Source organism: Bombiscardovia coagulans, assembly GCF_002259585.1.
GTDB lineage: Bacteria > Actinomycetota > Actinomycetes > Actinomycetales > Bifidobacteriaceae > Bombiscardovia > Bombiscardovia coagulans.
The window spans coordinates 276909-294617 of the sequence record NZ_MWWS01000004.1; the positions used below are offsets into that span (position 1 = coordinate 276909).

At 49.3% G+C, this 17709-nt stretch carries 15 protein-coding genes and 1 tRNA gene; 5 read left to right on the forward strand and 11 right to left on the reverse strand.

Annotated elements, in window-relative coordinates; all coding sequences use genetic code 11:
* Nucleotides 1-142 precede the first annotated feature (142 nt).
* The 4 genes from BOCO_RS02930 (at nt 143) to BOCO_RS02945 (ending at nt 4487) form a co-directional block, all read left to right on the forward strand.
* Nucleotides 143-1099 carry an ABC transporter ATP-binding protein gene (locus BOCO_RS02930; RefSeq protein ID WP_094722601.1) on the forward strand — a complete coding sequence of 319 codons (957 nt, stop codon included), beginning with the start codon at nt 143-145 and terminating at the stop codon, nt 1097-1099.
* Nucleotides 1100-1143: 44 nt separating this feature from the next.
* Nucleotides 1144-2361 carry an ABC transporter permease gene (locus BOCO_RS02935; protein WP_094722602.1) on the forward strand — a complete coding sequence of 406 codons (1218 nt, stop codon included), beginning with the start codon at nt 1144-1146 and terminating at the stop codon, nt 2359-2361.
* The gene (locus tag BOCO_RS02940) at nt 2348-3703 is read left to right on the forward strand and encodes an ABC transporter permease (RefSeq protein WP_094722603.1); all 1356 of its coding nucleotides are present in this window, start codon (nt 2348-2350) and stop codon (nt 3701-3703) included. Before BOCO_RS02935 ends, BOCO_RS02940 begins: the two co-directional genes overlap by 14 nt.
* Before the next feature lie 211 nt (nt 3704-3914).
* Nucleotides 3915-4487: an NAD(P)H-dependent oxidoreductase gene (locus tag BOCO_RS02945; RefSeq protein ID WP_094722604.1), complete on the forward strand. Its 573-nt coding sequence runs from the start codon at nt 3915-3917 to the stop codon at nt 4485-4487.
* 573 nt (nt 4488-5060) lie between these two features.
* Here BOCO_RS02945 and BOCO_RS02950 read toward each other — a convergent pair.
* Nucleotides 5061-6290 (reverse strand): MFS transporter, encoded by a 1230-nt coding sequence (locus BOCO_RS02950; RefSeq protein WP_158520401.1) that lies wholly within the window; start codon nt 6288-6290, stop codon nt 5061-5063.
* A 69-nt stretch (nt 6291-6359) separates the two neighbouring features.
* Nucleotides 6360-6433 (reverse strand) — tRNA-Arg (locus tag BOCO_RS02955).
* A gap of 296 nt (nt 6434-6729) precedes the next feature.
* Here BOCO_RS02955 and BOCO_RS02960 point away from each other — a divergent pair.
* Nucleotides 6730-7410, forward strand: a complete 681-nt coding sequence (locus BOCO_RS02960; RefSeq protein ID WP_094722606.1) for a hypothetical protein — start codon at nt 6730-6732, stop codon at nt 7408-7410.
* Nucleotides 7411-7454: 44 nt separating this feature from the next.
* Here BOCO_RS02960 and BOCO_RS02965 read toward each other — a convergent pair whose 3' ends face one another.
* The 9 genes from BOCO_RS02965 to pheS all read right to left on the reverse strand — a co-directional run bounded on the left by BOCO_RS02965 (nt 7455) and on the right by pheS (nt 17676).
* A complete protein-coding gene (locus BOCO_RS02965) occupies nt 7455-8246 on the reverse strand; it encodes a TlyA family RNA methyltransferase (protein WP_094722607.1) in 792 nt (263 codons plus the stop codon).
* Nucleotides 8233-8406, reverse strand: coding sequence for a hypothetical protein (locus BOCO_RS07465; protein WP_158520402.1), 174 nt, complete (start codon nt 8404-8406; stop codon nt 8233-8235). The genes BOCO_RS02965 and BOCO_RS07465 overlap by 14 nt, the downstream gene beginning before the upstream one ends.
* A gap of 2 nt (nt 8407-8408) precedes the next feature.
* Nucleotides 8409-9488: an HAD-IIA family hydrolase gene (locus BOCO_RS02970; protein WP_094722608.1), complete on the reverse strand. Its 1080-nt coding sequence runs from the start codon at nt 9486-9488 to the stop codon at nt 8409-8411.
* 1 nt (nt 9489) lies between these two features.
* Nucleotides 9490-11145 carry a hypothetical protein gene (locus BOCO_RS02975; RefSeq protein ID WP_148140047.1) on the reverse strand — a complete coding sequence of 552 codons (1656 nt, stop codon included), beginning with the start codon at nt 11143-11145 and terminating at the stop codon, nt 9490-9492.
* Nucleotides 11146-11245: 100 nt separating this feature from the next.
* Nucleotides 11246-12565: a tyrosine--tRNA ligase gene (gene tyrS / locus BOCO_RS02985; protein ID WP_094722611.1), complete on the reverse strand. Its 1320-nt coding sequence runs from the start codon at nt 12563-12565 to the stop codon at nt 11246-11248.
* 124 nt (nt 12566-12689) lie between these two features.
* Nucleotides 12690-13235: an arginine repressor gene (locus BOCO_RS02990; RefSeq protein ID WP_094722612.1), complete on the reverse strand. Its 546-nt coding sequence runs from the start codon at nt 13233-13235 to the stop codon at nt 12690-12692.
* A 110-nt stretch (nt 13236-13345) separates the two neighbouring features.
* Nucleotides 13346-13990 (reverse strand): hypothetical protein, encoded by a 645-nt coding sequence (locus BOCO_RS02995; RefSeq protein ID WP_244568717.1) that lies wholly within the window; start codon nt 13988-13990, stop codon nt 13346-13348.
* 11 nt (nt 13991-14001) lie between these two features.
* Nucleotides 14002-16605: a phenylalanine--tRNA ligase subunit beta gene (gene pheT, locus BOCO_RS03000; RefSeq protein WP_094722613.1), complete on the reverse strand. Its 2604-nt coding sequence runs from the start codon at nt 16603-16605 to the stop codon at nt 14002-14004.
* Nucleotides 16606-16611: 6 nt separating this feature from the next.
* Nucleotides 16612-17676 carry a phenylalanine--tRNA ligase subunit alpha gene (gene pheS, locus BOCO_RS03005; protein WP_094722932.1) on the reverse strand — a complete coding sequence of 355 codons (1065 nt, stop codon included), beginning with the start codon at nt 17674-17676 and terminating at the stop codon, nt 16612-16614.
* Nucleotides 17677-17709: the final 33 nt, after the last annotated feature.

A 17709-nucleotide genomic window follows, 5' to 3' on the forward strand; every position in this document is an offset into this window, starting at 1 on the left:
TCTCAATATTGGCAGACTACCCGTTCTGAAATTCCCTTGCAGGCATGGCGCCCATGACAAATGTCACTGATCGATTTGGGTGCTTTCATAACAGTGACAGTTGTCATGGTTTTGGACAGGGCACAACTGGGATGATAGAAACATGAACAGTTTACTTACAGAAGAGCCTGCACTAAGAGTCAGCGCACTGCTGAAGCGCTATGGCGACATGGTGGCTTTGGACCACTTCAACCTGGACGTCAGGCGGGGTGAGGTCTTTGGACTCCTTGGCCCCAACGGGTCAGGCAAGTCGACCGCCATCAACTGCATACTTTCCCTGCTCACCTTTGAATCAGGCACCGTGCGAATTTTCGGCCAGGAAATGACCCCAACATCTTACGATCTGAAGCGTCATATCGGAGTGGTTCCACAGAACGTGGCCGTCTTCAACGAGCTGAGCGTCCAAGAAAACATCGATTATTTCTGTTCCCTCTACGTGCCGAAGAAGGCCGAACGCAATGACCTGGTCGAACAGGCCATTGATTTCGTTGGCTTGGATGACTTCCGCAAGTTCCGTCCAGGTAAATTGTCGGGCGGTCTGCTACGACGGCTCAACATCGCCTGCGGCATCGCCCACCAGCCTGACCTCATCTTCTTCGATGAACCTACAGTTGCTGTTGACCCCCAGAGCCGCAACGCCATCCTCGACGGCATCGAACACCTAAATACCCAGGGAGCCACCGTGGTCTACACCAGCCATTACATGGAAGAAGTGGAGCAGATCTGCACACGCATCATGATCATGGACCATGGCCACCAGATCGCCCTGGGAACATCCGAGGAGCTCAAGGGCATGGTCGATGCCGGTGAGCAGGTCACCGTCGAGACCCTGGACCTAGAGGACTCGGCACTGTCCCAGATCCGCGCCCTACCATTGGCCCAGTCGGCCGACTATGACGGTAAGGAGCTTGTCATCCACTGCCGTCAGGGCGAGCACAACCTGCAGGATGTGCTCGCAGTCCTGGAATCCTCCGGGACCAGCTACGGCCACCTGACCAGCCGCCCACCCTCCCTCAACGACGTGTTCCTTGAGCTTACCGGCAAGGAACTGCGCGACTGAGCGCGGCCCGAAGGCTCAATCGCCGTAAGGAGCACCTAATACTTATGTGGAATTCATTTTTCATTAACGTCAAAACCTCGATGCGCGACAGCTCTTCCCTCTTCTGGGTCCTAGCCTTCCCTGTTATCCTTGCAGCCCTGATGTTGGGCATCATGAGCAACCTGCAAGATGGTTACACTGCTGCAGCACAGCCCTTTGCCATAGTTTCGGACGCCAACTGGAAAGCTAGCCCAGGTGCTGATGAGTTGGTCTCATCACTATCAAAGAAGTCCAAGGCTGGATCAAATGTCACTCAGCTACTTATCCCTACGACAGTGGATTCTATGGACGAAGCAAACACACGACTGGATAGCCGTAAGGACATCGGCTACCTGTACGCGGACTCTGACGGACTAATCAACATGGTCCTGTCTGACCGCGAAGCCGCCAGCATCCAATCCGACGCAACCGCCTCCGAAGGCATAGCAGTCTCCATTCTGTCCGCCTCGCTGGGCAGCTTCAACCAGTCCAATTCCGCAAGGATAACTCTGGCCCATCAGTCCCCGGACATGCTTGCCTCAGCAACTACCCCAATCCTGCTGCAATCCGGCGGACAGACCTACACCAAGGACATCAGGCTCACTCATATCAAACCCTCAGTCACAGCCCCCTACTTCTTTGCTGTGCTTGGTATGGCCTGTTTGTTGGGAGCCAGCATTGCAGCCTCAATGATTACTAGGACTCAACCCAATCTTTCGGCTCTAGGGGCCAGACGATCCACTTCCCCATGTCCCAGGTGGCAGCAGACGGCTGGCGCTTTCCTGGCATCCTGGTTCTTCTGTTTCATCAGTCTTTTGATTGCCTATGTCTTTGTCCGTACCGTCTGCGGTGTAACCACTGGTGGCAGGGATCCTGTGGCCCTGCTGGCCATCGTCGTCGGCACCTTCATGTCCACCGCTTTCGGCAGTTTGATTGGTGCAATACCCACAATCTCCCTCGAAGTCAAAATGGGTCTGACCATAGGTATCGACTGCTCGCTGAGCGCCCTCGTTGGTCTATACGGAAGCCCCATAATGGATCTGAGCTACGCCATTCAAGAGCATGTTCCAATCCTCCACCTGCTTAATCCGGTCAAGCAGGTATCCAACCTCTTCTACGACATCGTCTATTACGACAGTCTGGCACCCTTTGCACGCACCTGCGGCATCCTGGTCATTATGTCCACCGTCTTCCTGGCTGCAGGAAGTCTGCTCCTAAGGAAACAACAGTATGAATACTTGTAAAACAGCACTGCGCGTTATCTGGGCGCATAAGTTCTACTTTCTTCTGTATCTGGTGGGCATGAGTTTCATTATGATCATCATCGGTTCCACGAGCATGCAGGCCGCAGTACATGCCAATGCCTCCAGCTCGGTTGGGCGTTTTGAACCAGCTCAAGCGAAAATTGCCGTCATCAACCGGGACTACGGCAGCCATGTGGGACGAGAACTGGGTCAGGGTTTGGAACAGTATCTGAGCAAGTCTGCTCAATCGGTGAGGGTTGATGACGAGCCTCAAGCCCTCCAAGATGCCAATGTGTCTGGTAAAAGCGATTTAACTGTCATCATCCCAGCTGGATATGGCCAGCGTTTCCTTGAAGCGCTTGAAAACACTGCCACCCAAGATCAGACCGGCGGCAAAGCGCCTGCTTTTCCTAAGGTTGAAACGGCTGCCTCCTATAATTCAAGCCGTGGCAGTCTGGCACAGTTGCAGGTGGATGGCTATTTTAATGGTCTTCGAACTGCCTCACTGGCAGGTCTGGGCCAGGACGGCTCGATGCAGCAGTCTGTGACAGTCATTAAGAACATCGATGCCGGAGTGATCAAGGACGCGGCTGCCTACACGGTTGCCCACTATGCCAGCAACCAGCCTCAGGTGAAGGTCCATGCCAGCCCGAAGGACGACGATGGGACCCTGTCAGGGGGCTTCGCCACAACCGTCAGCCTAGCTGCCTATCCCCTAATGACAGCACTTACAGTTTGTGTCGCCATCCTCTTCGGAGCCTTCAGCTCCACTGACCGACACCGACGACTGCTAGCCTCACCTGTACGGCCAAGCAGCCTAAACGGACAGGAGCTCATGGCTGCCCTCATCTTGGCCAGTATCTCCTGGGCCTACTACGTAGCCGTTACTGCAGTCAGCATGACAACGATGGGAGTGTCGTTAGCTTCCTTGGGCTGGGGAAAGGTTCTGCTGAGTTTCTTCGCTATGCTGATATTCACCGTATCAGCGGCGGCCTTCGGATTCATGCTTTCTCAATTCAACCCGTCTTCATCACTCATCAACTCCGTAGGGGTCACTTTTGGCCTAGTGGTTATGTTCACATCCGGGGCCGGTTCCAGCGGAACCCTGCCACCGGCCATGCAGACGATCGGCAAACTCACGCCTGGGTGGTGGTATAACTCAGCAGTCAAATCGATCATGGATTCATCCCCAGCAGGCTCGTCTTCTTGGGGTCTTTCGCTGGCCTTGGTCATGCTATTCGCCCTGACCTATGTTTGTGTCGGCCTCATGGTCTCCCGTCTTACCCGCACTCACAGCAGTATGGACGCTTCCACCAGTTCCGACCCCAGTATGATCGGGTAACTCCCAACTTTTGGATATCCGCTACCCATCAAGACCACTGACTGTCCTAGCAACCATCCGTCTTGATGGGATTGGTACTAAGAAACTATGGAAGCAGATGAATTCGAAATTTCGGGGCCAGCCGGTATTTTTCCGTAGTGCCCAGTACTAAATGCAGCACAATAGAAGAACTAGTTAACAGTCCAGTTGAAAGACACTTTAAAGGAAAGACATGAACATACTTGTTATTCAGGGATCACCCGATGCCAGTAGTTTTAGCCACGCCAACGCCCAGGCTTACGCCCAGGCCGCACGAAGAAAGGGGCATACTGTCGAGATAATCGACCTTAGCCAAGAGAATTTCGACCCAGTGCTTCGCTTCGGTTATGCCAAGCACATGGAGAATGAATCAGCACCGAACCGTTACCAAAGCATGGTCGCCAGGGCCGACCACCTGGTCTTCGTCTTCCCCATTTGGTGGGCTGCTGAACCGGCCATACTGAAAGGTTGGTTGGATAGGGTACTCATGCCTCAATTTGCCTACAGATACGAGAGCAGCGGCAAATCCACGGGGCTCCTCAAAGGTAAGACAGCTCAAATCATCAGTAGTAGCCACGCTCCTGCCATCGCCTCCCAGATGTATGGTTCCACGGTGACCCGATGGAAGAGATCCATCCTAAAATTCTGCGGTATCAGACTCACCGGAGTCAACATATTGGGCCGCATCGACTCGAAAGTCGACACCTCTCAACGCCGCGAAACCTTCATTCAAGACATATGCAATACAATACCTACAGCCAAATAAAGCCCATACCAACGTTCCTCACTATTTCTAAAGAGCTGACGAAATAACGAAACTGAGCTACAAACCATCGTCGGGTCCATCACCCCCCCCCCGACAGTTTTCGGACGGAAGACAGCAGCCCAATTTAGCAAGAGGGAATCGACCATTTTTCTCAATCAAACCAAAACAAGTGATCTACCCCTTTCTTAATAGTGATTGGGCTAACGCCTAAGGCGTTGGCCACATTGACTTGGGTTGAGACCGACCAGATCGCGAAGGACCTAAGAGTTGGCTTTGGACCGAGTGCCTGCAGCGAAAACTGTTGTCCTAAAACAACACCTTCATCTCTTTAGAAGATATGATATATTTCACGCCGACAGTGCAGCGACTTGTGATTTGCTGTAATAAGTTGCCACTCTTTTTCTAAGATCTCGCTACCTGTTCCGCATTGAATCATTCCTAGCACATTGCGTTAGAAACAATATCGGCACCCTGCTGAATCAGGGATACTCGCCGAGATGTTGACAAGATTCAGAATCTCTCAATCTACTGAGATACCTGCAGCAGCCTCTGCACCTGGTTCGCCTTAATGTATTAGTTATTCTGCGTAGTAAAGCCCATAATACCGGGGACAAATGCCAGAAACGCAGTTACAACAATGCATATCACGGAGCAACAAAGCAAGATGGACGATGCACTTGTAATAGAAAGTAAGTAGTACCCGGAAAATAGGCCCAAAGGCCCTAAAAAAGTTCGTGAGCCGTCAAGTAATGCGTACATTGTGGTCTGATCGTGGGCTTGAAAATGATCACCAATAAACGCTTGCAAATGTGGAGTTCCGATCGACAAACTAAAACGACCAATAGAGAACACGGCAACGGCGATTGCGATGTTTAAATGAATGGATAGGGCCAAGAATGCTACGGATACACAACAATCTCCCAAAAGAAGAGCTAGACCAGGGTAGTGAATATGTGGGTACAAACGGGCAACTATGTTACCGGCAAGGAGGGCCCATGCTGGAATCGCGGCCCAAAGACCCGCCTCCTGTTGTGTATACATTTGAGTCAATATAGTTGGAACCCCGGCAGAGGAGGCAAGCTCGAGTGGTACAGCCGAAATTGTTATTGCTACCAAGTAACAGAAAAGCCACCGGTACTGTGTCGCAACTTGCCATGAGCGCAGTGTGCTTATCAAGCAATTATGCCAATTATGCCAATATCTGTGGGTTCGATTTTGGTTGTTGTGGCCTACTTCGCGCAAAGCCTGTCTACAAGAACTCCAGGCAATCGTTGCTCCAAAAAATGATATTGCATCGATTAAAAATCCAATAGCGTAGTTCCCTAATCCGATGAGAAATCCTCCAACCAAAGAGCCTAATGCGATACCTAATCGATTGAGCATCGCATTAGTCGCGAATACTTTGGTACGGTCTCCAGCTGTTCCCAAATGAGACCACATCACTGAAACGGGTGCCATAGTAACACCAGCAGCAAATCCATTTAATGTGAATAAGAAAATTATTGTTATTTGATCTGCTCCGCGGTATGCGGACATAGATAAAGACAGCAAATCGAGAGCCAACGCACCATAACCAAAGATAATCACTTTGAGTGCACCGAATCTACTGATGAGCATTGAAGCGCAAATAGCTCCAATTGAAGTGGCAAGCAGCATTGAAGCTGTTGGAATAGGGACGAACTTAACCGAATAACGATTTGCTAAATAGAGCAGAATAAGAGCAGATGACACACCATTCCCAAGGTGTGATATGAAAGAAGCTATCCGAATTCTTGCCCAATATTTATGCAAATCCTCAGTCATCACAAAACCTATTCCGATGCAGATCGTGCAACCACCGTGTTTGATATCAGCTAACATGAGAACCGCTTGTGCGCCAGACAGGATTCGAACCTGCAACCTGCTGATCCGTAGTCAGCTGCTCTAATCCATTGGGCTACTGGCGCATGTCATTACCATGATGGACTCAACGTAACAACTCATTCATGATACCGCAACCATTTCCCAGCTGCAATCCGGAGTGTCGGCTGAGAGACAGTATGGCATGTATGCAAATATTATGCGCATATCTGAATAGCTTCTTTTTATTTTCAAGGCTTTTCCTTTATATCTCTATATAAGAGCTTTCGCCGGGGAAAGCTTCGAGCCTCTCACCAAGGCATCATCGACGACGCCTTACACGAACCCGACGGGCTACCCCGTCAACATACGCAAAAGTTAAGTACCTCAAGGAGAAGCCCAAATGTCCCAAAATCTGACCCTCAGCAATGGCGGTATTGTCAAAAAAGGTTATTACGGACACATCGACGCACACGGAGATGTCTTCATGGAGCCGGGAGTTCAATTTCAAACATTACGAATATACGGCAATACCACCGCGAGCACCTTCCGGGGCAGTTCTCTCACCGTTAACGGAAACTTGCGATTAGTGGGTCAGATGAACGTAGTTACCATTCAAGGCCAAGGAGGTATCACCGGCTCTTGTTCCCTTTTTGCCAATAATGTAGACTTCCGAGGGCTTATCCAAACAAAAGGCAGCATACATGTAAAACATTCATTCAACTTTTCAGGTCTCATCACAGGTCAGCAATTGATGGTTGCTCGGAACGTCAACATTAACGGTGTGGCAGATTTTGAGCATTTGATTGCTCATCACGTATATATCAGGAGCTTGCACCCTAAGGTTGTACCACTTAAGCACGTCAAATGGATGGTCCGCCCTAGTAAAATAACCACCATCAGTTGTTATCAAGCTGAACTCCACAAGTGCGGATGTCGCTTTATCCAGGCCAATACCATAGATCTCAGAGAAGGTTCTTTCATATACGACGCCGCATGCATAGGATCTATTAGTACAGATAAGTCTTCAGCTGCGGTCATGACACTCGGTGGGGCAAAGAGACTTCACGTAGCTGGCTACTGATCACCTTAGCGATACACTGAACTCACGTCTTCAAAACCTCGCCACTACTGATTCACTTGTGGCAGCCGTAACCAGAGCAAATACTCTTCATTGCCATGCGAACCTGTAATTGGCGAGGGCGCCTGTCCCTTGATCATAAATCCATTATCGATGGCGCATTCCTCAACTCGACGGAGAGCCTCCTGACGCCTCTGAGCCTGTCTCACCACTCCCCCATGGCCTAATTTCCCCTTACCGACCTCGAACTGTGGCTTAACCAATAACACACAGTCGGCACCAGGTTGTGCGACTTGGGCAATCACCGGAATCACATAAGTTAAGGATATAAACGACACATCAGATACGACATAGTCTGGCAAAAAGGGTAAATCTGAAGCCTGTACCTGTCGAATATTGACACCGCTGAGTTCTCGCACCCTATCATCAAGCTGTATCCGGTCTGCAAGCTGATCGTGACCCACGTCCAATGCAATAACTTCACTTGCCCCTTTACGCAGAAGCACATCCGTAAAACCACCTGTGGAAGCACCTATATCGAGGCAGTGTTTACCCGTGGGTGATGAAAGTCCTAGAGGCATGAAAGCTGAGAAGGCACCCAAGAGCTTGAAAGCACCACGAGAAACATAATCTTCACCCTTATCGACTTCTAAGCTATCAGTGGCAACGATCGAACGAGCAGCCTTTACACAAACCTCACCGTTGACTTGCACTGCACCTTGCTTAATTAAGGCAGCAGCTCGGGAACGCGAGTCAACAAGGCCTCGCTCAACTAATTCGTGATCAAGCCTGTCTCCTTTGGCTGCCTTGGTATCTCGGGCAACACTACTGGGTAGCATCTAAACGTCCTTGCAGTCGTGAAAGTACTGTCTTATAGGTATCCAACTGTTGGTCAAGAGACATATTTTCTATACCCACCAATTCAGGATACCGTTGGTAGAGTTCACCATTACCTGCTACAGGAGTAGGTACATGTTTGCCATCATCGTCAACTGTCATGTTCAGTCTTTCATACTCAGCAAACGAAACTGAGGGAGCGTTATATCATTGATCGAACTACCGTTGTCGACAGCCTCCCAGACTGTGCAAGCAGCTGCTCGCAAGGCATCAATCTGCGTAAGAGGATCTACAGCATTTCCTTGTCCATCCATAGCAGACAACGTTAACTGCCCATTGATATAGCTAGCCCTACAGGAACGGCAAACCCAATCAGCCTCACCGTTCCTCCTCACTTCTGGTTGCTTTTCTAATAAACCTTGCAGGTCGGAGGCAATGTATGTAGGCCGTTGAGCTTGAGGTGCTCGCAATATTGACTCAGGGTCAGCAACACCAGTGAGCACAACCAAGGAGTCATAGCCTCCTCTATTAGCTGCTTCTATGTCTGTATCCAAACGATCACCAACCGGCAGGGATACTTGCTTGTCAAGAGGTATGGACTCCGTACCAAACAGCCTACGAGCCTCGTCATACATCGCTGCTTCTGGTTTACCCGCTGAGTCCTCAGGTTCTGTACCAGTAGCTGCGATAACCGGAAGCTGCATTGCCCCGTTGCCTGGCGCTATGCCATCTTCACGGGGAAGTGTCAGATCTCTATTAGTAACGAAATACCGAGCCCCTTGCTCGATTGAATACGCAGCCTGAGCTAAATCATCAAAATCAATCTCGGGATACCACGATTGAATGACAGCCTGTGGATGGTCATGACTGGACTCAACAACAACCATCCCATTGCGACGAACCTCATCTCGCAAATGGTCTGACCCTATAACCAACACTTTTGCTTCATGTGGCAAATGCTCACGTAGCATGCGAGCACCGACTATTGCAGATGTAATAACCTGCTGATCGTCAAGCTCAATACCAAATGAGCGTAACTGCTCAGCCACAGCATTGGGATAACGCGAGGGATTGTTAGTTGTGTAGGCAGCCTTCATTCCCGCACTACCAGCCATCTGAATAGCCTGTGCTGCATGCTCTACAGGTTGTGCACCTCGGTATACGACTCCGTCTAAATCAAGCAGGGCCAGTGAATATACCTTACAAAGTTCCTGCTTGCTTCCCTTGAGCAATGTGGCAGCCATCTCACAGCTCGCCTTTCTCTCCGTCAGTATTTTCGTCGTCTGCTGGCGGTGTCACATCAGACTCATCTTCTGACGCAAGAACAGCATCGCTCTCTGTTGCGGTAGACGACCCCTCTTCTGGCACTCTCTCAGTTTCTCGCAATGGTGTGTCAGCTGAAGTATCGCTATGGCTATCGCCAGTTGGAATATTCAAATTTTCCAACATGCTGTAGGTTGCATGTTCGAGGTCATTGTCGATAATGATCTCAACGTCAGAGTTTTCATCATCTTCGTCAGCATATTCTGCTTCGAGTTTGTCTAATACCGAATCAAGAGAGTGTGATTCATCGTTGCGTCCTGCCTGATCGAGGAAGTTTTGCTCTGCTTGGATAGCCCTCATACGATAGTCTCCAGACAAACCCTTAGCATTTGCGAGCTGACGGACTGTCTCAACAGCCTGATCTAACAAGCCAAGGTCTGCAAGGGCACCAGCGTAAACCAGAAACATCTCTGCCTTTGATTCACCTCTTAAAGCTCTGCCTTCTTCGCTTGTAGCTTCTTCTATCGCTTTTTTAGGATGTCCGAGACCACGCTCACAGTCCGCAATGAACGGCAAATAATCGAGATAACCGTTCATCCGGAAAGCAGTACGGAACTCTCGGAGAGCTAACTTGTATTCTCCTTGACGGTATGCAATCAGGGCAAGGGTTTCACGCGCTATATCCACTCGAGAAGCCTGTCGTGCAACCCACTGAGCGTGGGCTAATGCTCGGTCCGGTTCCGTCTCTTCAAGAGCGTAAGCGGCCAAGATATGCAAGCCGATATTTTCTGCGTGTTCTTTACTTAGACCTCGCAAACGCTCCTTGTCATCCTTAGAGAGCATTGACCATTCCAACCCCTTAGGCATCTTAGGCTCTCCTGGCCTAGGGTCCGTATAAGGATTCTGGGATGGGTAAGAAATAGTACCATCAGAATTTCTTCTTGGTCCGTCCTGATAAGAACTGTTTCGATCGAAGCTACGCTCTCCCCTGCGTTGATTATGGTCAAAGCGATCGAACCGCCTTGAGTAATCTGAACCTTGACGACGATTATCGCGATAGGAATTTTGGTTTTGCCCATCCCTGTCACGACGGTCGTTCACGTTGCGGCGTTCACTGCTTCGATGTTGATTATTGCTCTGTTCATTGCGCTCGTAGTGACGATGCCTATCTTGGCGTTCATCTGATCCTCTGTGCGAATACCTATCCCTGGAATCATTATTGCGATTGTTCCAGTCGTCCCTACGATCATTACGATCATGCCCCCTATAGTTGGAGCGACGATCGTCATCATGATAACGACGGTAACCATCCTTGTTGTCGGATTGTCTACGGCTCTTATAACCTGAGCGACGGTCATTATGGTCTTGGTAGCTAGACCGACGGTCATCTCTTTCAGAATAGTTGGAACGACGGCCCTCACGATCTTGGTAGCCGCGGCCCTGTTCACTTCGTCTATCGTCACGGCGCTCAGAATGGTAACTAGACTTACGCTTTCCGGAATAGCCTTCTTGAGAACCTCGCCGCTTGAACCCACCTCGCCCTTGTTCACCTCGATGGAAGTTACCAGAGTTACCAGATCCGGATCTGCGACGATTACTGCCCTCGTTTCTCCGTCCGTTCCTAGCTTCATCTGTCATGTTTATTCCTCGAATTCTCCCTGCACATTGCTTATGCGCAGCTACTTGTACAACCCTATGCGGTTATGTTTTTACATCTTTAATCTAGTGACTTGTTGTGTCACTGGTGTTCTAAAGCACCTAGAGCCTTCTTGCCTCTACGGATGAGAGCGAAACGTCCACCAAGGAAATCGCCATCCTGGATGATTTGCCCCTCGTCAGAAATACGCTCATTGTTGAGGTACAAGCCACCAGATTTAATGGTCTTGCGTGCCTCCGACACAGAGGCAAACAACCCTGCATGTACTGCAGCTTCAACTACTCGCTCACCAACTTGACCTTGGGCAAATACTTGGTTTCCACTACCATCATCTACCTTTAACCCCTGAAGGGCACCTGCAAGGGTTTGCATATCCAGCTCATCTAGGGATCCACGCCCAAAAAGAGCTCCGGCAGCATCCAGTGCACCCTGAGCTTCTTTGTCACCGTGAACGTATGAAGTAACCTCCCAGGCCAATACCTTCTGAGCTTCACGGGCTCCGGGGTTGGTTTGCACCTGCTCTTCGAGACGTTCAATCTCACTCTTTGGCAGGAAGGTAAATGTTTTCAAAAGCTTGACTACTTGATCGTCGGGCTGGTTAAACCAGAATTGGTAAAAACGATAAGGACTAAACATATTTGCATCTAGCCAGACGGCGTTGCCCTCGGATTTACCAAATTTTTTGCCTTGAGAGTCCGTAATAAGTGGGCTTGTCATTACTTGGACAGACTCACCACGCACCTTGCGAATCAAGTCTAAACCACTGGTTAGATTCCCCCACTGGTCATTACCGCCGAGCTGTAGTTGGCAATGATAACGGTCAAAAAGTTCAAGAAAATCATTGCCCTGAAGCACCTGATAACTGAATTCAGTAAATGAAATACCCTCTTCAGAATTGAGGCGTCGGGCTACAGTGTCTTTTGCCAGCATGGTTCCCATACGGAAGTTCTTGCCGACATCACGAAGAAAATCAATAACATTCATGGATGCAGTCCACTCGTAGTTACTCACGAACTGAACCGCATTCTCACCATCGACCTGTAAGAAGCGACCAATCTGGTTTTGTAAGCGTTCAGCCCAAGCAGCCACAGTCTCCTTAGGATTGAGCGTGCGCTCGCCTGACTGGCGAGGGTCGCCAATCAAACCAGTAGCTCCGCCAACTAAGGCAATAGGATGATGTCCTGCTACTTGCAAATGGCGCATTATTAACAGTTGAACTAGATTACCTACATGTAAAGAAGCTGCTGTAGGATCAAAACCGCAGTAAAAGCGAACCTTTTGCTCTCCTAATAACTTCTCCAGTTCTGACTCACCAGTGCACTGTGCAATGAGCCCCCTCCATTTGAGCTCGTCAAAGAGCGATTCAAAGCCCGCTTCCTTGAAATCAGTGACCTTGGTCATAAGACAGTTACTCCCTAACATGATGGAATGAAATGGCTACATTAGCTAGCACAATTCTCGCAGGTGATACAGACAGCAAAATCGGTTATGAATCTGATTCCACAAGCTACAATATACTGATTTTTCAGGCCTCCAGCCGCTCCTGTTGGGCAACATCACCGGAAGTAATATCAAGCAGCCACCGAGCACGATCAGCAGCCTGATCGTCACTGGGAGAGACAATGAGAACAGTGTCATCACCGGCGATGGTGCCCATGATTCCAGAAATTGGTTGCCTGTCGAGAGCACTTGCGGCAAACTGAGCGGCACCTGATAGAGTTCTTACAACTAGCAGATTATTTGCTCGTTTAACAGAAGTAATCAATCCAGTGAGAACTTTTGCTAAGTACTGGTCTGCTTTTGCTGATTCCTCAGCGTGAGTCATAGTCATGGTCGTCATTTCGAGTATGCTCTGATTACTGATATCAGGAATCCAATATGCCATTATCCCATCCGGAAAACGCACTTTAGTTGCATGTAACTCATCAAGATCACGACTGAGTGTCGCTTGTGTAACGTTGATACCCTGCTGGATGAGAAGCTCAGATAACTGCAACTGAGAGCTTACCTTGTGTTCACGTATAGACTGACGGATAGCATCAAGACGAGCCGCCTTATTTGATGGTCGCATGGATCCTCCCTCGCAGTGCTCCTACCTATGCATCAGTGTAATACGCATACTGAAAGAAGGACATACAGGCTCTTAGCTAAACCACACTAGTGCTAGCTCTTGTCCGGCACTCAAACCGAAGCAGTTATCTGATCTCCACCACTCTCATCAGGAGCTGGAACCATTGATTGCATCATCTGCTGGTATACATCGTTCACCGAAAAACCGGATATGCTCATCCAGACAACAAAGAAACTGTACAGCAGATTAATAATTACCGCCGCCAATGCCAAACCGAAACCCTTCATATGGAAGGTTTTGGTTCGGTACATGGCTATAGCTCCCATTAAAGCCGGAATAAAGGGTATCGGCAAGCACAGAGTTGTAATAAAAGCAATAATGGCGCAAGGATCCCAGCGTCCATATGCAGGATTTTGTCTAGGGTCATCTAAGTTGATGCCGTTCATCATGTGCTTTTTTGCTGGCTGGTATGAGGTACCTATCTGAGGATTACCCCCAGGCAGAGGATGCTCGTTTTGAGCTACCTGAACAGGTTGCTGAATGTTATCAGGTTGTGGTTCAGGATCAGCTTGTCCAAAGATATAAGGGTTCCAGCCAGGATATTCTTGCTTAAGTGCGCCATACTCGGGTTGGCTTGGCAGAGCACTGGTAGATACCGGTGAGTTATTACCGGTCAATCCACCTGCTACTTGCCCATTATTTACTGGGTTCTGTTCCTGCTCTGTATCCGTAGTAACTCCTTTAATCGTCGCCAATTATATCCCCCTCACGCTCTCAATTGTGCTCCCAAAGCACTTGTGGCATGTACAATATTCTTCCGTATGGAATCGCTATCTTCCGAAGTCAATGTGCGATCCGGCGCCCTAAACGTCACTGAGTACGCTAATGACTTCATCCCCTTACCGATTTGATCACCTGTGAAGACATCAAACAGTTGAATACTTTCCAACAACGGTCCTACAGCGTTTTCAATTGCAGCCGTCAACTGAGAAGAGCTTACATCATCCGGCACGGTAAAAGCCAAATCTTGTTTCACAGGGGGAAATATGGAAATAGCTTTGGCTTGTATAGGTTTGAAGTCCATAGCTGCGAAGATCGCATCTAAGTCAAGTTCAAAGGCTGCTGTATGTTCAGGTAGCCCCAGAGCTTCAGTCACATGAGGGTGCAACTCACCAAGCAAACCCGCCTGCACATTACCGCTGAGTACGACATAAGCCATACGACCAGGATGCCACTGGACAGGCACCTCATCTGCTGTTGGCTGTTGCAAGTCATAATCAGCTCCCAGGCGGTCCATAACACGGCGGGCAACTTCAACTGCATCAGACCAATCAACTGCTCGTCTGTCACCCAACCAACCATCTTCTACAGCATTTCCTGTGAGTAAAGCAGCCACATGAAGCTGTTGTTCAGGCAAACCAGCATCTAGAGAGTGGAGTTGTTGATCCGTTGGACGGCAACCTCCTGGCAGTGAAGGTACTGCAGGAGCCTGAGTATCAGATTTGAAAATATGTCCGATTTCGAAGATGCGAATATTCTCGTTACCCCTACGAATATTACGTTGTGCAGTATTTGCTAGTGGCAATAAAAGCTCACGTCTGAGATATGGACGGTCTGCTGCCATGGGATTCGCTAACTCCACGCTGATAGGATGCATTTCATCCTCATCCACACTAAACGCTTTGAAATCAGCATCCCCCACGAAGGGGTAGTTCAATACCTCAGTGAGACCATACTCGGCCAGAGTATCAGCAACCCAACGTCTACCACGTTGTTCAGGAGTTAAACCTACCTTTCCAGCCACAAATGGTGACGGCATTTTGGTAGGAATCTGGTCATAACCAACCAGCCTAGCTACTTCTTCAACTAAGTCACAAGGCTGGACCAAATCAGGCCTCCAACTTGGTGGAGTTACCAGCAGTTCCTCATCATTAACTTCTTCCACCCCGCATCCGACATCTTCGAGAATGAAAATAATACCCTCACGAGTGGTATCCAGATCTACCAATCGTTTAACTGAGCTCACTGGGAAGCTTATAGGTTGTACTGGTTCACAGTTATTAATATCGATTGCATATTCGTCAGCTTGAGCTCCACCATATGTTGTCAGTAAGTCAACCGCCATTTGAACTGCAGCAGGCTGGATGGCAGTATCCACGCCTCGCTCAAAGCGACGTGAAGCTTCAGAGGGTAGTTTATGACGACGGGCCGTACGAGCAATCGAAACCGTATCGAAATGAGCTGACTCGATAAGAATATTTTTGGTCTGAGCATCCACTTCCCCATATAGGCCACCCATAACACCAGCGATACCTAATATACGAGACGAACGGTCACCATTAGGCGAGTCAGTGATCAGCAAATCTTCAGGACTGAGTTCACGGTCCTTCCCATCCAACGTAGTAAGGCGCTCCCCTTCTTGGGCTCTTCTGACCACAATAGGACCTTCGATCTTATCCAGGTCATATGCATGTAGAGGCTGTCCCAAATCCAGCATGGTGTAATTGGTAACATCAACAGCTAAAGAAATAGGACGCATTCCAGCCCGAATCAACCGCCTACGCATCCAGTTTGGGCTAGCTGCCTGAGGGTCGTAGTCACGGACAGCACGCAGGTAGTACCTGTCACAACCAGGCTTGTCGTGTATAGGTGCTTGGTCATCAATCTCAACCTGTACTGCCGATTCATCAGCATTCACTTGGGCATTAAGATGATCAGTGAGCTTACTAACAGGATCGGTAAAACTAGCACCTGTCGAATGGTGAAACTCACGTGCTACACCTCGATACGACAAAGCATATCCACGATCTGGAGTGATATTGATCTCTAAAACTGGATTATCCAAATGTAACAATGCGATGGCATCATCACCCGGCTGAAGCGTTTCATATTCTTCAGGCGAGAATCCATAGTGCCGGAGTAATATGATGCCATTGTGATCACTACCCAGACCAAGCTCACGCTCAGAAGCGCACATGCCGTTAGAAACATGACCATAAGTCTTGCGCGGCTCGATCCTAAAATCTCCCGGTAACACAGCTCCGGGCAGCGTTACAACTACCTTTTCACCGGCTGCCATATTCGGAGCACCACAGACAATACCGCGTGGTACTTTCCTGCCAGTTTCATCGACTGCATTGTACTGATCACCGACATCAACCTGGCACCAGTTAATTATCTTGCCGTTCTTCTGAGGTTCAGCTACAGCTTCCACCACGTAGCCCACGACTATTGGCCCAGTAACAGTTGAGCGATGAATTTCTTCTTCTTCCAAGCCTACCTTTACTAAGTCTTGGGCTAACTGTTCATAGGAAAGGTCGGCTGGAACTTCAACATGCTCTTTCAACCAATCAATATCGACCATTGGCATAGTTGCTCACTCCCCCATTACAAACTGGTTACTGAATCGCACGTCACCCTCTACCAGGTCGTGCATATCGTTGATATCATGCCGTAAGAGCAAGGTACGTTCCATACCAACACCAAATGCGAAACCTGAGTAGACTTCAGGATCTATATCAGCAGAACGCAGAACGTTGGGGTTGACCATGCCGCAACCGCCCCATTCAATCCAGCCAGGGCCACCTTTTTTATCGGGGAACCACAAATCCATCTCTGCCGAAGGCTCAGTGAAAGGGAAGTATGAGGGACGCAGTCGCGTGCGGGCACCATCACCAAACATGGCAACTGCTAGTTTGTCCAAGACGCCCTTGAGGTCAGCCATGGTTAGACCTTTGTCAACTGCGAGCGCCTCGCACTGGTGGAACACTGGGGTGTGGGTAGCATCTAACTCGTCAGTGCGAAAAACTCTACCCGGGCTAGCAACGTAGAGAGGCACACCGCGTTCAATCAAGGCACGCACTTGATCGGAAGAAGTTTGCGTACGCATTACTATGTTAGAACCAACAAAACCAGCTGCGTCTTTGGCCTGTGAACCCTTGATGTAGAAGGTATCCTGCATTTGGCGAGCCGGATGATCGGGCCCCAAGTTGAGGGCATCAAAGTTGTACCACTCGCTTTCCACTTCTGGTCCAGTGGAAATCTGCCAACCCATAGAAACAAAGAAGTCTTCAACATCTTCCATAAGCTTGGCGAGGGGGTGCCGACTGCCAAGAGGCCTGCGTTCCACAGGCAGGGTCATGTCCACTCGCTCATTCGCAAGTTGCTCCTGTTCAGCCTGAACCTGTAGTTGACGTTCTTTAAGACCAAAAGCCCGTCCAAAATCAGCTTTTAACTTGCCAATCAGCTGACCAGCAGTTTTTTTGTCCTGCGCAGGCATAGAGCCAATAGCCCTGCTAGCCTTCCCCATAGCAGATTGAGCACCCGCAAATTGCGCCTTCAGTGCTTTTAACTCCTCTAGATTAGAAGCACTGCAAATCTTCTCAATACCTTCGGCAACCTCATCGGTAACTGCCGCTGGATCGAACTGCTCATCTGCCAATTTGAGCCCTTTCTGTACAGGGATCGAATCCCT